Source organism: Cupriavidus pauculus, assembly GCF_008801835.1.
Taxonomy (GTDB): domain Bacteria; phylum Pseudomonadota; class Gammaproteobacteria; order Burkholderiales; family Burkholderiaceae; genus Cupriavidus; species Cupriavidus pauculus.
Window position 1 is genome coordinate 361,546 of record NZ_VZOW01000001.1, and the last position, 14,914, is coordinate 376,459.

Below are 14,914 nucleotides of genomic sequence, written 5' to 3' on the forward strand. Positions count from 1 at the left end.
TCGGTCGAGTTCCAATGGGAGCCATCTGAAGCCGCCTGCGGCCTCACACCCGAGCAGACTTCCCTGCCAGCGATGACCACATGCATCAACAAATGGCCAACCGATTTCTCTGAGCCCCTTTTCCCTTACATCGATGCATTACACCGGCTTGCGAATGGCCATTTGGAGAATCCGCATGAGAACATTTCGAACGAGGGTATTGCAGTTGTAATGAAAACCGTACGAAAACGGTGAGGCGATGAATTGTTCACGCTCGGCATGAAACGCGGGAAGAAAAAGCGGCGCATATTGTTCCCGCAGCGTGAAGAAGACGCCTTTGCCGACCAGGTACCTGACCTTCGCCGCGTAATGGGGATCGGTATCCACCGACCAGGTGTCATGGCAGCAAATCACCGAGTACAGGTCATTGCGCGGTCGATGAGCGATTGGGTATCGCGAAAAGTTGGACTGCCCGCGAGCCGTCATCAACGACCTGACACCAATCACGAGATGCCAGAACGCATCGTCGAATATAAAGGCCGAATGCCCATTAGTTGGGTCTCCAGATGCGCCATTGATGTAAAAGAGAACGCGTTTCTTCGACAGCGACGCGTAGTAATCGCTTTCGTCGACAACCGGATTGCCAAGACGCCGGGCAAGTGCCCTGGCATCATCTGGCGCATATCGCCGACCGGTTGCAAACGCGTGCCAACATCGCTGGATGCGTCTGGCCGATTCCGTCCGGACGATGTCTATCGAGGGATTCATCAAGAGATAGGAAAATCGACCGTGAGGTTAAAAATGGCGGGCCATTTTTACAGATTCGACATTGCCACCTTTTCCATGCGCAACAGCACGTTGCGGATGAGGGTATGGCAGTTGTAGTGCAGTCCGTAAGAATATGGTCCCGAGGTAAAACGCGTCACTTCTGCGAGAAAAAACGGCTTGAAATACGGCGTGTGTGCGTCGTCGAGAACCAGAACCCGATCGGCAGCCATGAGACGCGCAATCTTGCGTTTGAAGTTGACGCAGCGAAGCATGTGCTCCCGGCCACAGGAAATGCCTGCGTATGTGACTGAATTTGTGTCCCGCCTACTTTCATAACGAGCGAAATTGTCGCCGACCAGAGGTTCCAGAATCGACCGCGTGTTCAGCAGAAGCTCCCAGAACATGCCGTTGACGATAAAGCGGGAGTGGCCAAGGAAGGGGCTGGCGGCATCGCCATTGATCTGCACGACGATGCGTCCATTTGCCTGATACCTTTGGAAGTCATCCCAATCATGCACCGGAGTTCCTAGTCGCCCGGCAATTGCCATGCATTCTTCAACCACATGGCGGCTTTCTCTTGCAAAGACGCGCCAGGCCCGCTGGATGCGCATTGCGGCTTCCGATGGAATCATTATGTCGTAGCAAAAGAATAAAAGCGTTACTCTGCATGCCTTTGCTGTATTCCCGCATTGAGATGGTTCAAGTCAGCAACGAATCGGCGCGCCTAACTGACCATGGTTGGCCCGCGCCATCTCACCCCATCAGTACGGACAGCGCGTCCGCATCGGTATATACGCGCGGCTGCTGAGCTCGGGGCGCGGGGCTTTCGGCGGCAAGTTGCACCAGCCGCCTGAGCACGTTTCTAACGAGCGTATTGCAGTTGTAGTGCAGGCCATACGAATAAGGCATTGCGGTGAATTGCCCGACCTCAGCATAGAATGCTTGCCGAAAGAATCGCGTGTAGATCGCATCGAGCACGAAGAGATTGCCTTTCGTTCCCAGGTATTCGATCTTTTCCCTGAAAATGGTCATGTCAGGCACGCCTTCGCGGCCGGATACGATACCCGCAAATTCTCCCGCATGCGGGCGGTCGGCGCCGACCGGATAACGCGAAAAAGCGCCGGCAACCCGCGCGGCAATATCGCGCCGGGGCCCCAAAACAAGGCTCCACAAGACGTTCTGAAGCGCAAAGTAGGAATGACCGACCATTGGATTCTCGGCATTTCCATTGAAGACCAAAACGATTCTGTTTTGCCTCTGATAGCGGTAGAAATCATGCCAGCCACGGATGCGATGGCCGATCCGCAGCGCAATGCCGCGACTTTCGCTGACAACATTTCTTCGATCGCTCGCAAATGAGCGCCAGGCTTTTTGAATGGAAATAGCGGCTTGCGTTTCGTTCATGGATTTCACCGATTGGGCTGTGAGGAAGGTGGTGGCGCGTGTGGCGTGGTACGTCCAGCATTCGGAACGTGGCAAAGTCAGAAGTTAGCATTGTCAAATGCCGCCCCTGTCCGTCTACATCAAGAATTCTGCAATTGGCACGCGATCGACGGAATGTTGAGTTTGATTATCCATGGATTTCGCCTTGCTTTGATGTGTCGCGCATATGCGATATTTTCGGAAATTAGATAGAGAAACATCAAACTATGCGCGGCGAAATACTGACGATCACACGTGTCTGTCGGTATCCAAATCAGCCCTCGGCGACTTTGGCACGGCTGCCGGTAGCGGCGCGCGCCTAACCGGCCGCGCCATGGCCGATCCGCTAGAATCCACGCCAGAAACACATCCCGAGGTCTTGCAGCGTGGCACTTCAGCAGGGTTTTATCCTGACCCGACATTGGCGCGATACGCCCGCCGGCACGGAGGTCGAGTTCTGGCTCGCTACCGATGATGGCTCGCGCCGGGTGCGCCTGCCGGCCCAGACGTCGACCGCCTTCATTCCCGAAAGCCAGCGCGAAGTGGCGGAGGCGCTGTTGCGCGGCGAACGCAATGCGGCGCTTCGGCCGCTGCAACTGCAGGATTTCCAGCGCCGTCCCGTGCTCGGCCTCTACTGTCAGCAGCATCGGCAACTGATCCAGTTGGAAAAGACGCTGCGCGAGGCGGGCGTGGATGTCTACGAGGCCGACATCCGCCCACCCGAGCGCTATCTGATGGAGCGCTTCATTACCGCGCCGGTCTGGTTCGACGGCGATGCCGGTGCGGACGGCGTGCTGCGCAACGCGCAACTGAAACCGGCGGCGGACTATCGGCCACCGCTGCGTCTGGCGTCGCTCGACATCGAGACAAACGCATTCGGCGACCTGTATTCGATTGCGCTGGAAGGCTGTGGGCAGCGTCAGGTCTATATGCTCGGCCCTGCCCCACAGCGGGATCCGGCTGCGGCCGCGTCCGACACCGATTTCGCGCTCGCATACTGCGCATCGCGCCAGGAACTGATCGAGCGACTCAATGACTGGATGGCGTTGCACGATCCGGACGCGGTAATCGGCTGGAATCTGATCCAGTTCGACCTGCGTGTGCTGCGCGAGCATGCGCGTCAATATCAAATCCCGCTGAAGCTTGGCCGCGGCGGCGCGGAGATGGAATGGCGCGAGCACAATCGCCAGCAGCACTACTTCGCTGGGGCGCCGGGCCGCTGGATCATCGACGGCATCGAAGCGTTGCGCTCGGCGACCTGGAGCTTTCCGTCCTTCAGCCTGGAATCGGTGGCGCGTACGCTGCTGGGCGAAGGCAAGGCGATCGACAACCCCTATGACCGCATGGACGAGATCGATCGCATGTTTGCCGAAGACAAGCCCGCGCTGGCGCGCTATAACCTGCGCGACTGCGAACTGGTGACGCGCATCTTCGAGAAAACCGAGCTGCTGCCGTTCCTGCTGGAACGCGCCACCGTGACGGGCTTGCCGGCCGACCGCAACGGCGGATCGGTGGCCGCATTTACGCACCTGTACATGCCGCTGATGCATCGGCAGGGCTATGTGGCGCCCAATCTTGGCGACAAGACACCCGAGGCCAGCCCGGGCGGCTTCGTGATGGACTCGCGCCCCGGGCTGTACGAATCGGTGCTGGTGCTCGACTACAAGAGCCTGTATCCGTCGATCATTCGCACCTTCCTGATCGACCCGATCGGTCTGGTGGAAGGGCTCGCGCATCCCGACGACGCCGATTCGGTGCCGGGGTTTCGCGGCGCCCGCTTCTCGCGCACCAAACATTGCCTGCCGTCGATCGTGGCGCGCGTATGGCAGGGCCGCGAGTCCGCCAAACGCGACGGCAACAAGCCGCTGTCGCAGGCCCTCAAGATCATCATGAACGCCTTCTACGGCGTGCTCGGGTCAAGCGGATGCCGCTTCTTCGACGCAAGGCTGGCCTCGTCGATCACCATGCGTGGACACGAAATCATGCGCCAGACGCGCCAACTGATCGAAGCGCGCGGCTATGAAGTGATCTACGGCGACACCGATTCCACCTTCGTCTGGCTGCGCCGGGCGCGCGACGAAGGCGACGCCGCCAGCATCGGTCGCAGCCTGGTGGCGTATGTCAACGACTGGTGGCGCGATCATTTGTGGCAGACGTACGGGCTGGAGAGCGCGCTGGAGTTGCAGTTCGAAACGCACTTCCGGCGCTTCCTGATGCCGACCATTCGCGGCGCCGAACTCGGCAGCAAAAAGCGCTATGCGGGCCAGGTGATGCGCGCCGACGGCACCGTGGACATGGTCTTCAAGGGGCTGGAAACCGTGCGCACGGACTGGTCGCCCCTGGCGCAGCAGTTCCAGCAGACGCTGTACGAAAAGATCTTCAATCGCGAACCGTATCGCGATTACGTGCGCGACACGGTGCGCCGCACGCTGGCCGGCGAGTTGGACGACCTGCTGGTGTACCGCAAGCGTCTGCGACGCCAGCTCGACGAGTATCAGCGCAACGTGCCGCCCCATGTGCGCGCCGCCCGCATCGCCGATGCCTTCAACGACAGCCAGGGGCGTCCGCGCCAGTACCAGAACGGCGGCTGGATCAGCTACCTGATGACCGTAGCCGGCCCGCAGCCACTGGAAACACGCGCCGCGCCGATCGACTATGAACACTACGTCACACGCCAATTGCAGCCCATCGCCGACGCGATCCTGCCGTTCCTGGACGACGATTTCGAGACCTTGCTGACCGGGCAGATGGCGCTGTTTCCGCAATAGGACGGTCTGGCGGATTTTTGCTGCGATGCGGCAATGCGGCAACCCGCTACAATCGCCGACATTCGCCGATAAAGAATCCGAAGAGACTTCGTCCCGCCCCATGTCATCTGCCGCTTCTGCTTCCTCCACCACCCCGTCCGCCGCGCCGTCCGACAGTTTCGCCGCTCCGGTCCGCTCCAAAGCGATGCGTCACGCCGCCAGCATGCTGGTGCTGCGCGACGGCCCGCAAGGCATGGAAATCCTCATGATGCGCCGGCCGCAGCGCGAGGACGATCGCAGCGCGGGCGCCTTCGTGTTTCCCGGCGGCGTGCTCGATCCGCAGGACACGGCACTGCATCCGCTGTGCGCGGGACTCGACGACGCGCAGGCCAGCGCCCGGCTCGGCGTGGCGTCGAATGGGCTCGATTACTACCTATGCGCGGTCCGCGAAGCGTTCGAGGAAGCCAATCTGTTATTTGCGTACGATGCTGACGGGCGCATCGTCCGGCTCGACGAACTCGATGCGCAGGTGCGCGAGCAACTGCGCGAGGCGGCGGGCTACGGCGGCAAGGGGCTGGCCCATGTGTGCGAGATGCTCGGCTTGAAAGTGGCGGCGGACCAGCTTGCCTACTGCGCTTACTGGCTGACGCCGCCGGGGCTGGCCAAGCGCTTTGATACGCGCTTCTTCATGGCGTTGCTGCCCGCCGGGCAGACGGCGATCCATGACGGCGTGGAAGCCGTGGAACACCGCTGGATGCGTCCGGTGGACGCGATCGATCCGGCCAATCGTCTCACTCTGGTCAACGCCACGCGCAAGATCCTGCAGTCGATTGCGCATTTCGAAACGGCGCAGGCCTGTATCGACTACGCGCGCCAGCAGCGCCATATCCCGCTGGTGATGCCGCGGCTTGCCGACGGCCCCCAGGGACAGCGGCCGGTGATGCCCGAGGAAGCGCCCTACGCCGAGATCGCTCGCATCGATCCCGATGGTGCCGGCCATGCGCGCTACACGCTGGAACCTGGGTTGGCGGTCCGGCTTTCTGAGCGCGTCTGGCGCGTTACGGCCAACAATGGCAATGCCATGACCGGCCCAGGAACCAACACGTATTTCGTAGCGGGCGCGGACAACCAGTGGGCCGTGATCGACCCCGGCCCCGACGACACCGCGCATTTCGACGCCGTGATGGCTGCTGCGCCGGGGCCGGTGAAATGGATCCTGGTCACGCATACCCATCTCGATCATTCGCCCGGATCGGTCCGCCTGCGCGAGGCCACTGCGGCGCCGGTATGGGGCCGCACCACCGCAGTCCTCGATCGGCAGGACCAGACGTTCCGGCCCGATCACATGCCCGCACATGGCGATCGCATCGCGCTCGGTCCGCACACCACGCTGCGCGTGATCCACACGCCCGGGCATGCGTCCAACCATCTGTGCTACCTGCTCGAAGAAGAGAAAACGCTGTTCACCGGCGACCACGTCATGCAGGGCTCGACCGTCGTCATCAATCCGCCCGATGGCGACATGCGCGCCTATCTGGCCTCGCTGCAGGCGCTGCTGTCGGAAGATCTGGAGTGGATCGCGCCCGGGCATGGCTTCCTGATGCCGCGGCCTCACGATGCGATCCGGCTGTTGATCCGTCATCGCCAGCAACGCGAGGCCAAGGTCATGAACGCGCTGCGCGCGCTGGCCCCCGCCGATATCGCCACGCTGCTGGCCAGCGTCTATGACGATGTGCCGCCGCGCATGCATCCCGTGGCGCAGCGCTCGCTGCTGGCGCATCTGCGCAAGCTGGAAGCCGATGGCGCGGCGCGGGACGTCGACGGAATCTGGGCGCTGGTCTGACGGTGCGGACGGACACCGGCGCCGGATGATCGAAGGGAAGGGAATCCGGCGTGCGCCCTGAGTGCTATCGACTGGCCGACATGCCGCCAATGCCGCCATGCGCGCGGAAATATCTGGATACCTTGATCCGCTGGCAACGACGCGCGCGGCTGCCTACAGTGATGGCATCCCGACTCCCCGGAGCGCCATCATGTGCCGACCGCTCGTCGCCCCGCTGTTGCTGCTGATGCTGACCGCCGCCGGCGCCGCGCACGCCGTCACCAAATGCCAGGGCGCGGGCGACACGCTCTATACGGCGGCGTCCTGCCCGGCCGGCTATCGGGACGTGACGTCTACTATGCGCGGCAACGTCACCACAGTCACCAAATCGGCCAGGGTAAAGAAGGACGAACAGGCGTATCTGGAAAACCGCGCGCAGATGTCCCGACAGATCCAGAACTGGGACACGCGCGACGAGGAAGTGGCATGGCGCGCGCAGAACGCCTTCTGGAACCAGTGCCGGGCACTCGAGTATCAGGCGCGGGCGTCGGAACGTGCGATGCAGCAGACCGAATACTGGAGCCGCGCCGACCGCTATCGCGACAATGTGCGCGCGTTGCGTGCGGAACAGTACGAACTTGGCTGCTTCTACTGAGACTGAGGGCGCAGACCGGCCCCGGCCGTCGGGACGCCTGATGCCGATGCCGATGCCCATGCCATGCCGATGCCGATGCCTGCGGCGGTCACGTGCGCCACCGGTCGACGTCGCGCAGCGTGAGCACACGCCAGTGCGCTGCAGCATCGATCAGCAACAAGCGCGACTTGAGCTGTCGCTCGACGCGGTCCTGGACCGCGATATCGGCCGACACAGCTTGTTGGCCAAATCGTTGGTAAGTACCGGTCAGCGTCGAGATGGCGACGCTGACGTTGGTGAAGTCCCCCACGTAGAACACCGATCCGTCCGGCGCCAGCAATTCGCGCACGTCGTAGGCTGTCCGCCAGGTGATGGAGGGAAGGTTCTCGAAGTAGATCTCCTGGAATGGGCTGCGGACAAACAGCGCGAGATTGTCGCCAAGGTTGGCGGTCGCTGGCGCCTGTGCGGCCGATGACGGACATTCCAGGATCAGTTCGAGGTGATTACGCGGAAGCGGCAGAAACCGTTGCGGGCCCGATCCGCAGCGGACGATCAGGTTCGGATACATGGGCAGGTCCTCTTGTCTTCGGCAAGTTGAAAGAGGCAAGACCATACTCCCACCTTGCCGGCCTGCCGCTTGATACGTATCAACGGCTCGGCCGCCGCATCCAGTCATCCCCAGCACTGGCCCGATATTGGCCACCGGCATATCGCAGATCCTGCCGATATTAGTGACGCTTAGATCGGCATACAGAAAATTTCAGGCGCGATAGGTTGGGATCAACGTCTGCTGTCACATACAATCCGATCCCATCCGGCCCACCGCGTTTGTGGTTCTTGCTTCGATTTTTTGCAAACGTCGGTCCCTGCGGTCGCAACCCTCTCCTGTGACAGAACCATGCTGACTCTCACTGCGATCGTTGCGTATATGCTGGCCTGCATCGTGGCACTGGCTTTCGGTGCACGGTGGATGCTCAAGAACGACCCCCTGCTCAAACAGCACCAGCTGCTCGATGCGTCTTCAGGCCCATGCGCGGACGATCCGCCCACGCTGACGCGTTGAATCACCCGCCAGCTCAGGTTTTTTCAGCTTTCCCAAAACGCCGGTTCACAAGACCGGCGTTTTGCATTCAAGCGCCCGCCACGCCGCAGGCTGCGCGCGTTGCGCGTCTGTCCTACACGCCGACCCGTTGCGCGCCGACACTTGGCGCCGCCGCTGCCCGCTATGCTCGGAGCAGGTCTATCCCTTCATCGAGCCCCCAAACCAGCGTTGTTAACTGCGCCGCGAGCCATGTCGATCGTCCCACCCTCTTCCGCCGCGCCGCACCCTGCAACGCCATCTCCGGGCGGCATGCCCAGCGCTGAACCGCCATTGGCGGCACAGGACAATCCCGCCGGCATTTCAGGCGCAGCGGTAAAAGCAGCTCTCGAAACCAGCGCGGCGCCTGCGGAACGATCGATCGCCTCGGCCGCCGCGCCGGTCACCATGCCCGACTACACACCGCCCGCCTGGACCGGGTCGATGCGCCGCGCCAGCATCGCGTTGGTGATACTGGCCACACTCGGCACCGTCTTCATGCTGCATCTGGCGCGTCCCGTCATCGTGCCGATCGTGCTGTCCGTCGTCATCGCCTATCTGTTGTCGCCGATGGTGAACCTGTTGCAGCGCCAGCACGTGCCGCGCGCGGTGGGCGCAACAGTGGTCATGTTGGGCGGACTGGCGCTGATGCTGTGCGCCATCTATCTGCTGCAAGGTCAGGTTGCGTCGATAGTCGACCGCCTTCCCGAGATCGCCAGCAAGCTGTCGCGTTCAGTGGGCGCGCTGCTCAGCGGCGACGACTCGATGCTGCAGAAAGTGCGGCGGGCCGCAACAATCCTTGGCGGCACCGGGCAGGCGCCCGTGCGTGGCGGCCCGATTGTGGTCGAGCGCCCGGCCGACAGCCTCAACACGATGCTGTGGGCCGGATCGATCGGCGTATTCGCGATGATGGCGCAGGCCGTGGTAGTGCTGTTCCTGACATGGTTCCTGCTGCTGGCGGGCGACATCTTCAAGCGCAAGTTCATCAAGATGGCGGGCAAGACGATCAGCCAGAAGAAGATCAACGTGCATATGCTTGAGGAGATCAACCGGTCGATCCAGCGCTACATGCTGATGCTCCTGATCACCAACAGCGCGTTGGCCATCTGCACCTATGTGCTGCTCAAATTCCTGTCCATCGACAACGCCGGCGCGTGGGCTCTGGCCGCTGGAGCGCTGCACCTGGTGCCGTATTTCGGCGCGGTGCTGATTGCCATCTGCCTGGGCGTTGCCGCGTTCATGCAATTCGGCACGCTGGCGATTGCCGCGGCCGCGGCCGGTGGATCGCTGCTAGTTGCCACGCTGATCGGCAATGGCATGACGACCTGGATGACGGGCCGCATGGCCCGCATGAATGCAGTCGCCGTCTTTGTTGCGCTGCTGGTGTTCACATGGCTATGGGGGGTGGCGGGAATGCTGCTGGCCATCCCGCTGGCGGTCATCATCAAAGTGGTGGCAGACCACGTCGAAGGTCTGGAAGTGCTCGCAGAATTTCTTGGCGAGTAATCGCCGCAATAGGCGTCGACCGGCGGCGCCACCTCATTCACCCTTCCCGTCCTCTCCTCCTCATCGCGCCGAACAGGCCGCGCGCCTGACTTCCGCGTGTGCCATACGCGCGTGCGTGTCAAACCGGCCGCACGGATTTCATCCCGCAAAACTTTGATGCATCGCAGAATGACCGCGCGCGGCATATCGCCTATAAACCAACCGTTGCCGCGCACCCAAGTATTTCATGCGATGAAATTCGAACAGGGGGAGACGTATCCGTGACCGTCCAGAGCACATCGCTGCAGAAAGCCTGCCGGCTGCTGCGTGCGCTGTCCGATACGCGCCACGCGCGGCTCACCGATCTGGCCGCCGCCGCGCGCGTGGACAAGGCTTCGGCGCTGCGTCTGCTCGACACGCTGATGGCCGAAGGCATGGTCGAACGCGACCCCGAAACCAAGGCGTTTTCTCCCGGACGCGAATGGCTCACGCTGCAGGCCGCATCGCAGCGACGGCTGGACATGCGCCCGCTGGTGCGCCCCGCCCTGATCCGTCTGGCCAATACCTTCGAGGACACGGCGATTCTGTCGGTGCCGAGCGGATGGGAATCGGTATGCCTGGAGCTGCGGCTCGGCAGCTTCCCGATCCGCGCCAACTATCTCGATATCGGCAGCCGACGCCCGCTCGGCGTAGGCGCCGGCAGCCTCGCGCTGCTGGCGGCGCTCCCCGACGACGAGATCGACGCGGTGCTGGCGTGCATCGAGCCGTCGCTGAAGCGCTATCCGCTGATCGACGTGGCGATGCTGCGCCGCCATGTCGACGCCACGCGCGAACGTGGCTATGCGGTGCTGCTCGACGTGGTGGTCGAGCGCATGGGCGGCATCGGCATCGCGCTGCCCGGCCCCGATGGCTATCCGCTGGGCGCCATCAGCATCGCCGCACTCAACGAGCGCATTGCCGAGCGCGAGCCGGCGCTGGCGCGCGCCCTGCGCCGCGAGGCCGACGCGGTCAGCGCGGCATGGCGCACGCCTGCAGCCGCGCCCGGCCGGCCCCAAAGACATTCCCAACCACCCGAGGAGGCATGAAGCATGCGCTGGAAGCAACGTCCGGAAGGCTCCAACTGGGGCGATTTCGGCCCTGACGATCAACTCGGGCGCGTCAACCTGATCGGCCCGGAACAGGTGGTCAAGGGCGCGCGAGAAATTCAGGCCGGCATCAGCTTCTGCCTGTCGATGCCGCTCGACTACCCCGGCGGCAACAAGCTCAATCCGCGCCGGCATCCGCCGCAGCTCCGCCCCACCTTTCGCGACGACATCCCCTACCTGAACTTCCCGCTGGCCAAGGTCAATCCAGCCGCCACCGACGTGATCAGCGACGATCAGGTGTTGCTGTGCCTGCAGTATTCGACGCAATGGGATTCGCTGGCGCATGTGGGCGCGCTGTTCGATGCCGATGGCGATGGGCGCGCCGAGCGCGTCTATTACAACGGCTTTCGCGCCAATACCGATGTGGTGGGCCCGGTGGACTACGCCGAGGACGATCACTTCGAGGCGCACGACTGCGGCCATGGCCATGCCAGCCACGCCGATGCACTCGGCATCGAGAATTTCGCCGTGAAAGGCATGCAGGGCCGCGGCGTGCTGGTGGATCTGGCCGATGTTTACGGCAACGATTTCCGCAACGTCGGCTACGACGACCTGATGCGCGCGATGCAAACGCATCGCGTGGAAGTCGAGCGCGGCGACATGCTGCTGCTGCGCACCGGCTTTGCCGAGGTGGTGCTGTCGATGCAGCGCAATCCCGACGAACACGTGCTGCATCACAGCTGCTGCGCGCTGAACGGACGCGATGACCGGCTGCTGAACTGGATCACCGACGCGGGAATCGCCGCGCTGATCGCCGACAACTATGCCGTCGAGCGTTATCCGGCGCTGCCGCCCGCCGACGATGCGAAAACGCATCCGCTGCTGCCGCTGCACCATCACTGCCTGTTCAAGCTGGGGCTGCCGCTGGGCGAGCTCTGGTATCTGCGCGAACTGGCTGACTGGCTGCGCGCGCACGGCCGCACGCGCTTCATGCTGACCGCCCCGCCGCTGCGTCTGCCGGGCGCGGTGGGGTCTCCGACCACGCCGATCGCCACCGTTTGACCATACCGAGGCCCGTCGCCGCCGCGGCATGCACGGCGGATCGAAACGGGCCACACATTCGAGCCACCATGGAGGAGACACCATGAAAAACAGCGTCATCCAGCACGTTTTGGGCGCCATCGCGGTTGCGGCGTCGCTCTGCGCAGCGGCACCGGCCAGCGCGCAGCCGAAGGGCGGCATCTCCGACGATATCGTCAAGATCGGCCTGCTGCTCGACATGAGCGGACTCTACGCCGATGTCACGGGCCGCGGCAGCGCAGCCGCCGCCCAGATGGCGATCGATGATTTCGGCGGCAAGGTGCTGGGCAAGAAAATCGAACTGGTGGTCGTCGATCACCAGAACAAGGCCGATATCGCCGCAAACAAGGCGCGCGAATGGTTCGATCAGGACAAGGTCGACGCGATCCTCGACGTGGCCGCGTCGGCGCCCGCGCTGGCCGTGCTGGACGTGGCAAAACAGAAGAACAAGATCGTGGTGTTCTCGGGCCCCGGCACCGAGCGCATCACCAACGACCTGTGCACGCCGGTATCGGTTCACTACGCCTACGACACCTACGCGCTGGCCAACACCACGGCCAAGGCGATGGTGCAGCGCGGCGGCAAGAGCTGGTTCTTCCTGACCGCCGACTATGCGTTCGGCCACACGCTGCAGCAATCCGCCACGACGGTCGTGACCGAGGCGGGCGGCCAGGTGCTCGGGGCCGCGCGCCATCCGATCAACACCAGCGATTTCGCGTCCTATCTGCTGCAGGCGCAGGCCAGCCGCGCGCAAGTGGTGGGACTGGCCAACGCCGGTGGCGATACGGTCAACGCCATCAAGGCCGCTTCCGAATTCGGCCTGACCCGCAACGGCACGCAAAAGCTGGCGGGCCTGCTGCTGTACATCAACGATATCCACGCCATCGGCCTGAAAACCGCGCAGGGGCTGGTACTGACCGAAGCGTTCTACTGGGACATGAACGACGCCACGCGTGCGTGGTCGCGCAAGTACTTCGACAAGGTCAAGAAGATGCCCAACATGAGCCAGGCGGGCGTCTATTCGTCGGTCACGCATTACCTGAAGGCCGTACAGGCGGCCGGCACCGACGACACCGCGGCCGTAATGAAGCAGATGAAGTCGATGCCGATCAACGATTTCTTCGCCAAGAATGGCCGCATCCGCGAAGACGGGCGGATGGTGCACGACATGTACCTGTTCGAAGTGAAAAAGCCCGAAGAATCGAAGTATCCGTGGGACTACTACAAGCTGCTGGCCACCGTGCCCGGCGATCAGGCCTTCATGCCCGCGGCCAAATCGCAATGCCCGCTGCTGAAGAAATGAGCGACGGCGTCAGCTACGTGCGCGGCGTCGGCAACACGCGCTTTGGCCGGCTGCCGGGCAGCACTCCGCTCACGCTGATGGCGCAGGCCAGTGATGCGGCGCTCGATGACGCGCAACTGGGCCGCCGCGACATCGACGGCGTGCTGTGCGGCTACGCAACCACGTTGCCGCACCTGATGCTGGCCGACCGCTTCTGCGAGTTCGCGTCGCTGCAGCCGGCATATGCGCACGGCATGGCGGGCGGCGGCGCCACGGGCGGGCTGATGGCGATGCTCGCGCACGATCTGGTGCGCGCGGGACGCTGCCGCCATGTGCTGGTCGTGGCCGGCGAAAACCGGCTGAGCGGCCAAAGCCGCGACCAGTCGATGCAGACGCTGGCGCAAGTCGGCGAGCCCGAGATCGAGGTGCCGAACGGCGCTTCCGTGCCGGCCTATTACGCGCTGCTGGCGTCGCGCTATCTGCACGAAGCGGGCATGGCGGCCGACGATCTTTCCGACTTTGCGGTGTTGATGCGTGCGCATGCGGCCGGGCATCCCGATGCGCACCTGCGCGAGCCGCTCGACATTGACGCGGCGCGCGCCGCGCGGCCCATCGCCAGCCCGCTGCGCCTGTCCGATTGCTGCCCGATTTCCGACGGCGCCGTGGCGATGGTGGTGTCCGCCGAAGCGGGCCCGGGCGTGCCGGTGCGCATCGCCGGCGCCGGACAGGCGCATCGCCATCAGCATCTCGGTGCGATCGACGATGTGATGCGCAGCGGCGCGGCAGATGCCGCCGCGCGCGCGCTGTCCGAGGCACGGCGCACGCTCGACGATATCGACTATCTGGCGATCTACGACTCATTCACGATCACGCTGGTGATGCTGCTCGAAGAACTTGGCGTGGCGCCGCGCGGTCAAGCGGTGGCACGGCTGCGCAAGGGCGACTTTGCGGCCGATGGACTGCTGCCGCTGAACACACACGGCGGCCTGTTGGCATTCGGCCATTCCGGCGTAGCCGGCGGGCTTATGCATCTGGCCGAAGCGGCGCGCCAACTGGCTGGACGGGCCGGCTCGCGCCAGATCGCGGCGCGTCGGCGCGCACTGTTTCACGCAGATGGCGGCGTGCTGTCGTCGCACGTCAGCCTGGTACTGGAGACGCCATGAGCTGCCCATTTTCCGAAGGACTTGCCGCAGGCGCGCTGCGTTTCCAGTGCTGCGAGTCGTGCGGCGCGTGGCAGCCCCTGCAGCGCCATGCCTGCCGGGCATGCGGCAACACGCGGCTGATCTGGCGCGATGCCGCAGGCATGGCCACTGTCTATGCCGTGACCGAAGTGTTCCGCGCGCCTACCGAGGCATTCCAGGCGCTGGCGCCATACACGCTGGTGCTGGCCACGCTCGATGAAGGCCCGCGCGTGATGGGCCATGCCGAGCCCGGCATCGTCATCGGCCAGCGCGTACGCGCCGGATTTTTCGATGTCGACGGACAAATGCTGCTGCGGTTCACGCGCTCCTGACACATCCCCACTTTCCAAC

At 63.6% G+C, this 14,914-nt stretch carries 14 protein-coding genes; 10 read left to right on the plus strand and 4 right to left on the minus strand.

Annotated elements, in window-relative coordinates; genetic code table 11:
- Positions 1–138 precede the first annotated feature (138 nt).
- The 3 genes from F7R19_RS01530 to F7R19_RS01540 all read right to left on the minus strand — a co-directional run bounded on the left by F7R19_RS01530 (position 139) and on the right by F7R19_RS01540 (position 2,151).
- Complete coding sequence (locus F7R19_RS01530) at positions 139–750, minus strand: hypothetical protein (protein ID WP_211922698.1); 612 nt, start codon at positions 748–750, stop codon at positions 139–141.
- A gap of 44 nt (positions 751–794) precedes the next feature.
- A complete protein-coding gene (locus F7R19_RS01535; protein WP_150979135.1) occupies positions 795–1,379 on the minus strand; it encodes a hypothetical protein in 585 nt (194 codons plus the stop codon).
- Between the two features lie 121 nt (positions 1,380–1,500).
- Entirely contained in the window at positions 1,501–2,151 is a 651-nt protein-coding gene (locus F7R19_RS01540; RefSeq protein ID WP_150979136.1) for a hypothetical protein, read from the minus strand.
- Positions 2,152–2,555: 404 nt separating this feature from the next.
- Here F7R19_RS01540 and F7R19_RS01545 point away from each other — a divergent pair, with 404 nt between their 5' ends.
- From F7R19_RS01545 to F7R19_RS01555, 3 genes are all read left to right on the plus strand, one after another.
- Entirely contained in the window at positions 2,556–4,937 is a 2,382-nt protein-coding gene (locus F7R19_RS01545; protein WP_150979137.1) for a DNA polymerase II, read from the plus strand.
- Positions 4,938–5,121: 184 nt separating this feature from the next.
- Entirely contained in the window at positions 5,122–6,759 is a 1,638-nt protein-coding gene (locus F7R19_RS01550) for an MBL fold metallo-hydrolase (RefSeq protein WP_150979288.1), read from the plus strand.
- 190 nt (positions 6,760–6,949) lie between these two features.
- Positions 6,950–7,393: a hypothetical protein gene (locus F7R19_RS01555; RefSeq protein WP_061960196.1), complete on the plus strand. Its 444-nt coding sequence runs from the start codon at positions 6,950–6,952 to the stop codon at positions 7,391–7,393.
- An 88-nt stretch (positions 7,394–7,481) separates the two neighbouring features.
- On the opposite strand, the gene F7R19_RS01560 is transcribed toward F7R19_RS01555, so the two are convergent.
- On the minus strand, positions 7,482–7,940 hold the full coding sequence (locus tag F7R19_RS01560) for a hypothetical protein (RefSeq protein ID WP_150979138.1): 459 nt from the start codon (positions 7,938–7,940) through the stop codon (positions 7,482–7,484).
- Between the two features lie 330 nt (positions 7,941–8,270).
- Between F7R19_RS01560 and F7R19_RS29635 the strand changes: the two genes are divergently transcribed.
- From F7R19_RS29635 to F7R19_RS01590, 7 genes are all read left to right on the plus strand, one after another.
- Positions 8,271–8,435 carry a hypothetical protein gene (locus F7R19_RS29635; protein WP_167585507.1) on the plus strand — a complete coding sequence of 55 codons (165 nt, stop codon included), beginning with the start codon at positions 8,271–8,273 and terminating at the stop codon, positions 8,433–8,435.
- 228 nt (positions 8,436–8,663) lie between these two features.
- The gene (locus tag F7R19_RS01565) at positions 8,664–9,956 is read left to right on the plus strand and encodes an AI-2E family transporter (protein ID WP_223505737.1); all 1,293 of its coding nucleotides are present in this window, start codon (positions 8,664–8,666) and stop codon (positions 9,954–9,956) included.
- A 260-nt stretch (positions 9,957–10,216) separates the two neighbouring features.
- Positions 10,217–11,020: an IclR family transcriptional regulator gene (locus F7R19_RS01570; protein ID WP_150979139.1), complete on the plus strand. Its 804-nt coding sequence runs from the start codon at positions 10,217–10,219 to the stop codon at positions 11,018–11,020.
- A 3-nt stretch (positions 11,021–11,023) separates the two neighbouring features.
- A complete protein-coding gene (locus F7R19_RS01575) occupies positions 11,024–12,082 on the plus strand; it encodes a cyclase family protein (RefSeq protein WP_150979140.1) in 1,059 nt (352 codons plus the stop codon).
- An 82-nt stretch (positions 12,083–12,164) separates the two neighbouring features.
- The gene (locus tag F7R19_RS01580) at positions 12,165–13,403 is read left to right on the plus strand and encodes an ABC transporter substrate-binding protein (RefSeq protein WP_150979141.1); all 1,239 of its coding nucleotides are present in this window, start codon (positions 12,165–12,167) and stop codon (positions 13,401–13,403) included.
- The gene (locus F7R19_RS01585; protein ID WP_223505739.1) at positions 13,382–14,545 is read left to right on the plus strand and encodes a thiolase family protein; all 1,164 of its coding nucleotides are present in this window, start codon (positions 13,382–13,384) and stop codon (positions 14,543–14,545) included. Before F7R19_RS01580 ends, F7R19_RS01585 begins: the two co-directional genes overlap by 22 nt.
- Positions 14,542–14,895 carry a Zn-ribbon domain-containing OB-fold protein gene (locus F7R19_RS01590; RefSeq protein WP_150979142.1) on the plus strand — a complete coding sequence of 118 codons (354 nt, stop codon included), beginning with the start codon at positions 14,542–14,544 and terminating at the stop codon, positions 14,893–14,895. Before F7R19_RS01585 ends, F7R19_RS01590 begins: the two co-directional genes overlap by 4 nt.
- Positions 14,896–14,914: the final 19 nt, after the last annotated feature.

What these genes read in the sequence shown, in the direction of transcription:
- F7R19_RS01535 (WP_150979135.1), bottom strand. Translation starts at nt 1,379, where the DNA reads ATGATTCCATCGGAAGCCGCAATGCGCATCCAGCGGGCCTGGCGCGTC.
- F7R19_RS01540 (WP_150979136.1), bottom strand. Translation starts at nt 2,151, where the DNA reads ATGAACGAAACGCAAGCCGCTATTTCCATTCAAAAAGCCTGGCGCTCA.
- F7R19_RS01550 (WP_150979288.1), top strand. Translation starts at nt 5,122, where the DNA reads ATGCGTCACGCCGCCAGCATGCTGGTGCTGCGCGACGGCCCGCAAGGC.
- F7R19_RS01555 (WP_061960196.1), top strand. Translation starts at nt 6,950, where the DNA reads ATGTGCCGACCGCTCGTCGCCCCGCTGTTGCTGCTGATGCTGACCGCC.
- F7R19_RS01560 (WP_150979138.1), bottom strand. Translation starts at nt 7,940, where the DNA reads ATGTATCCGAACCTGATCGTCCGCTGCGGATCGGGCCCGCAACGGTTT.
- F7R19_RS29635 (WP_167585507.1), top strand. Translation starts at nt 8,271, where the DNA reads ATGCTGACTCTCACTGCGATCGTTGCGTATATGCTGGCCTGCATCGTG.
- F7R19_RS01565 (WP_223505737.1), top strand. Translation starts at nt 8,664, where the DNA reads ATGTCGATCGTCCCACCCTCTTCCGCCGCGCCGCACCCTGCAACGCCA.
- F7R19_RS01575 (WP_150979140.1), top strand. Translation starts at nt 11,024, where the DNA reads ATGCGCTGGAAGCAACGTCCGGAAGGCTCCAACTGGGGCGATTTCGGC.
- F7R19_RS01580 (WP_150979141.1), top strand. Translation starts at nt 12,165, where the DNA reads ATGAAAAACAGCGTCATCCAGCACGTTTTGGGCGCCATCGCGGTTGCG.
- F7R19_RS01585 (WP_223505739.1), top strand. Translation starts at nt 13,382, where the DNA reads ATGCCCGCTGCTGAAGAAATGAGCGACGGCGTCAGCTACGTGCGCGGC.
- F7R19_RS01590 (WP_150979142.1), top strand. Translation starts at nt 14,542, where the DNA reads ATGAGCTGCCCATTTTCCGAAGGACTTGCCGCAGGCGCGCTGCGTTTC.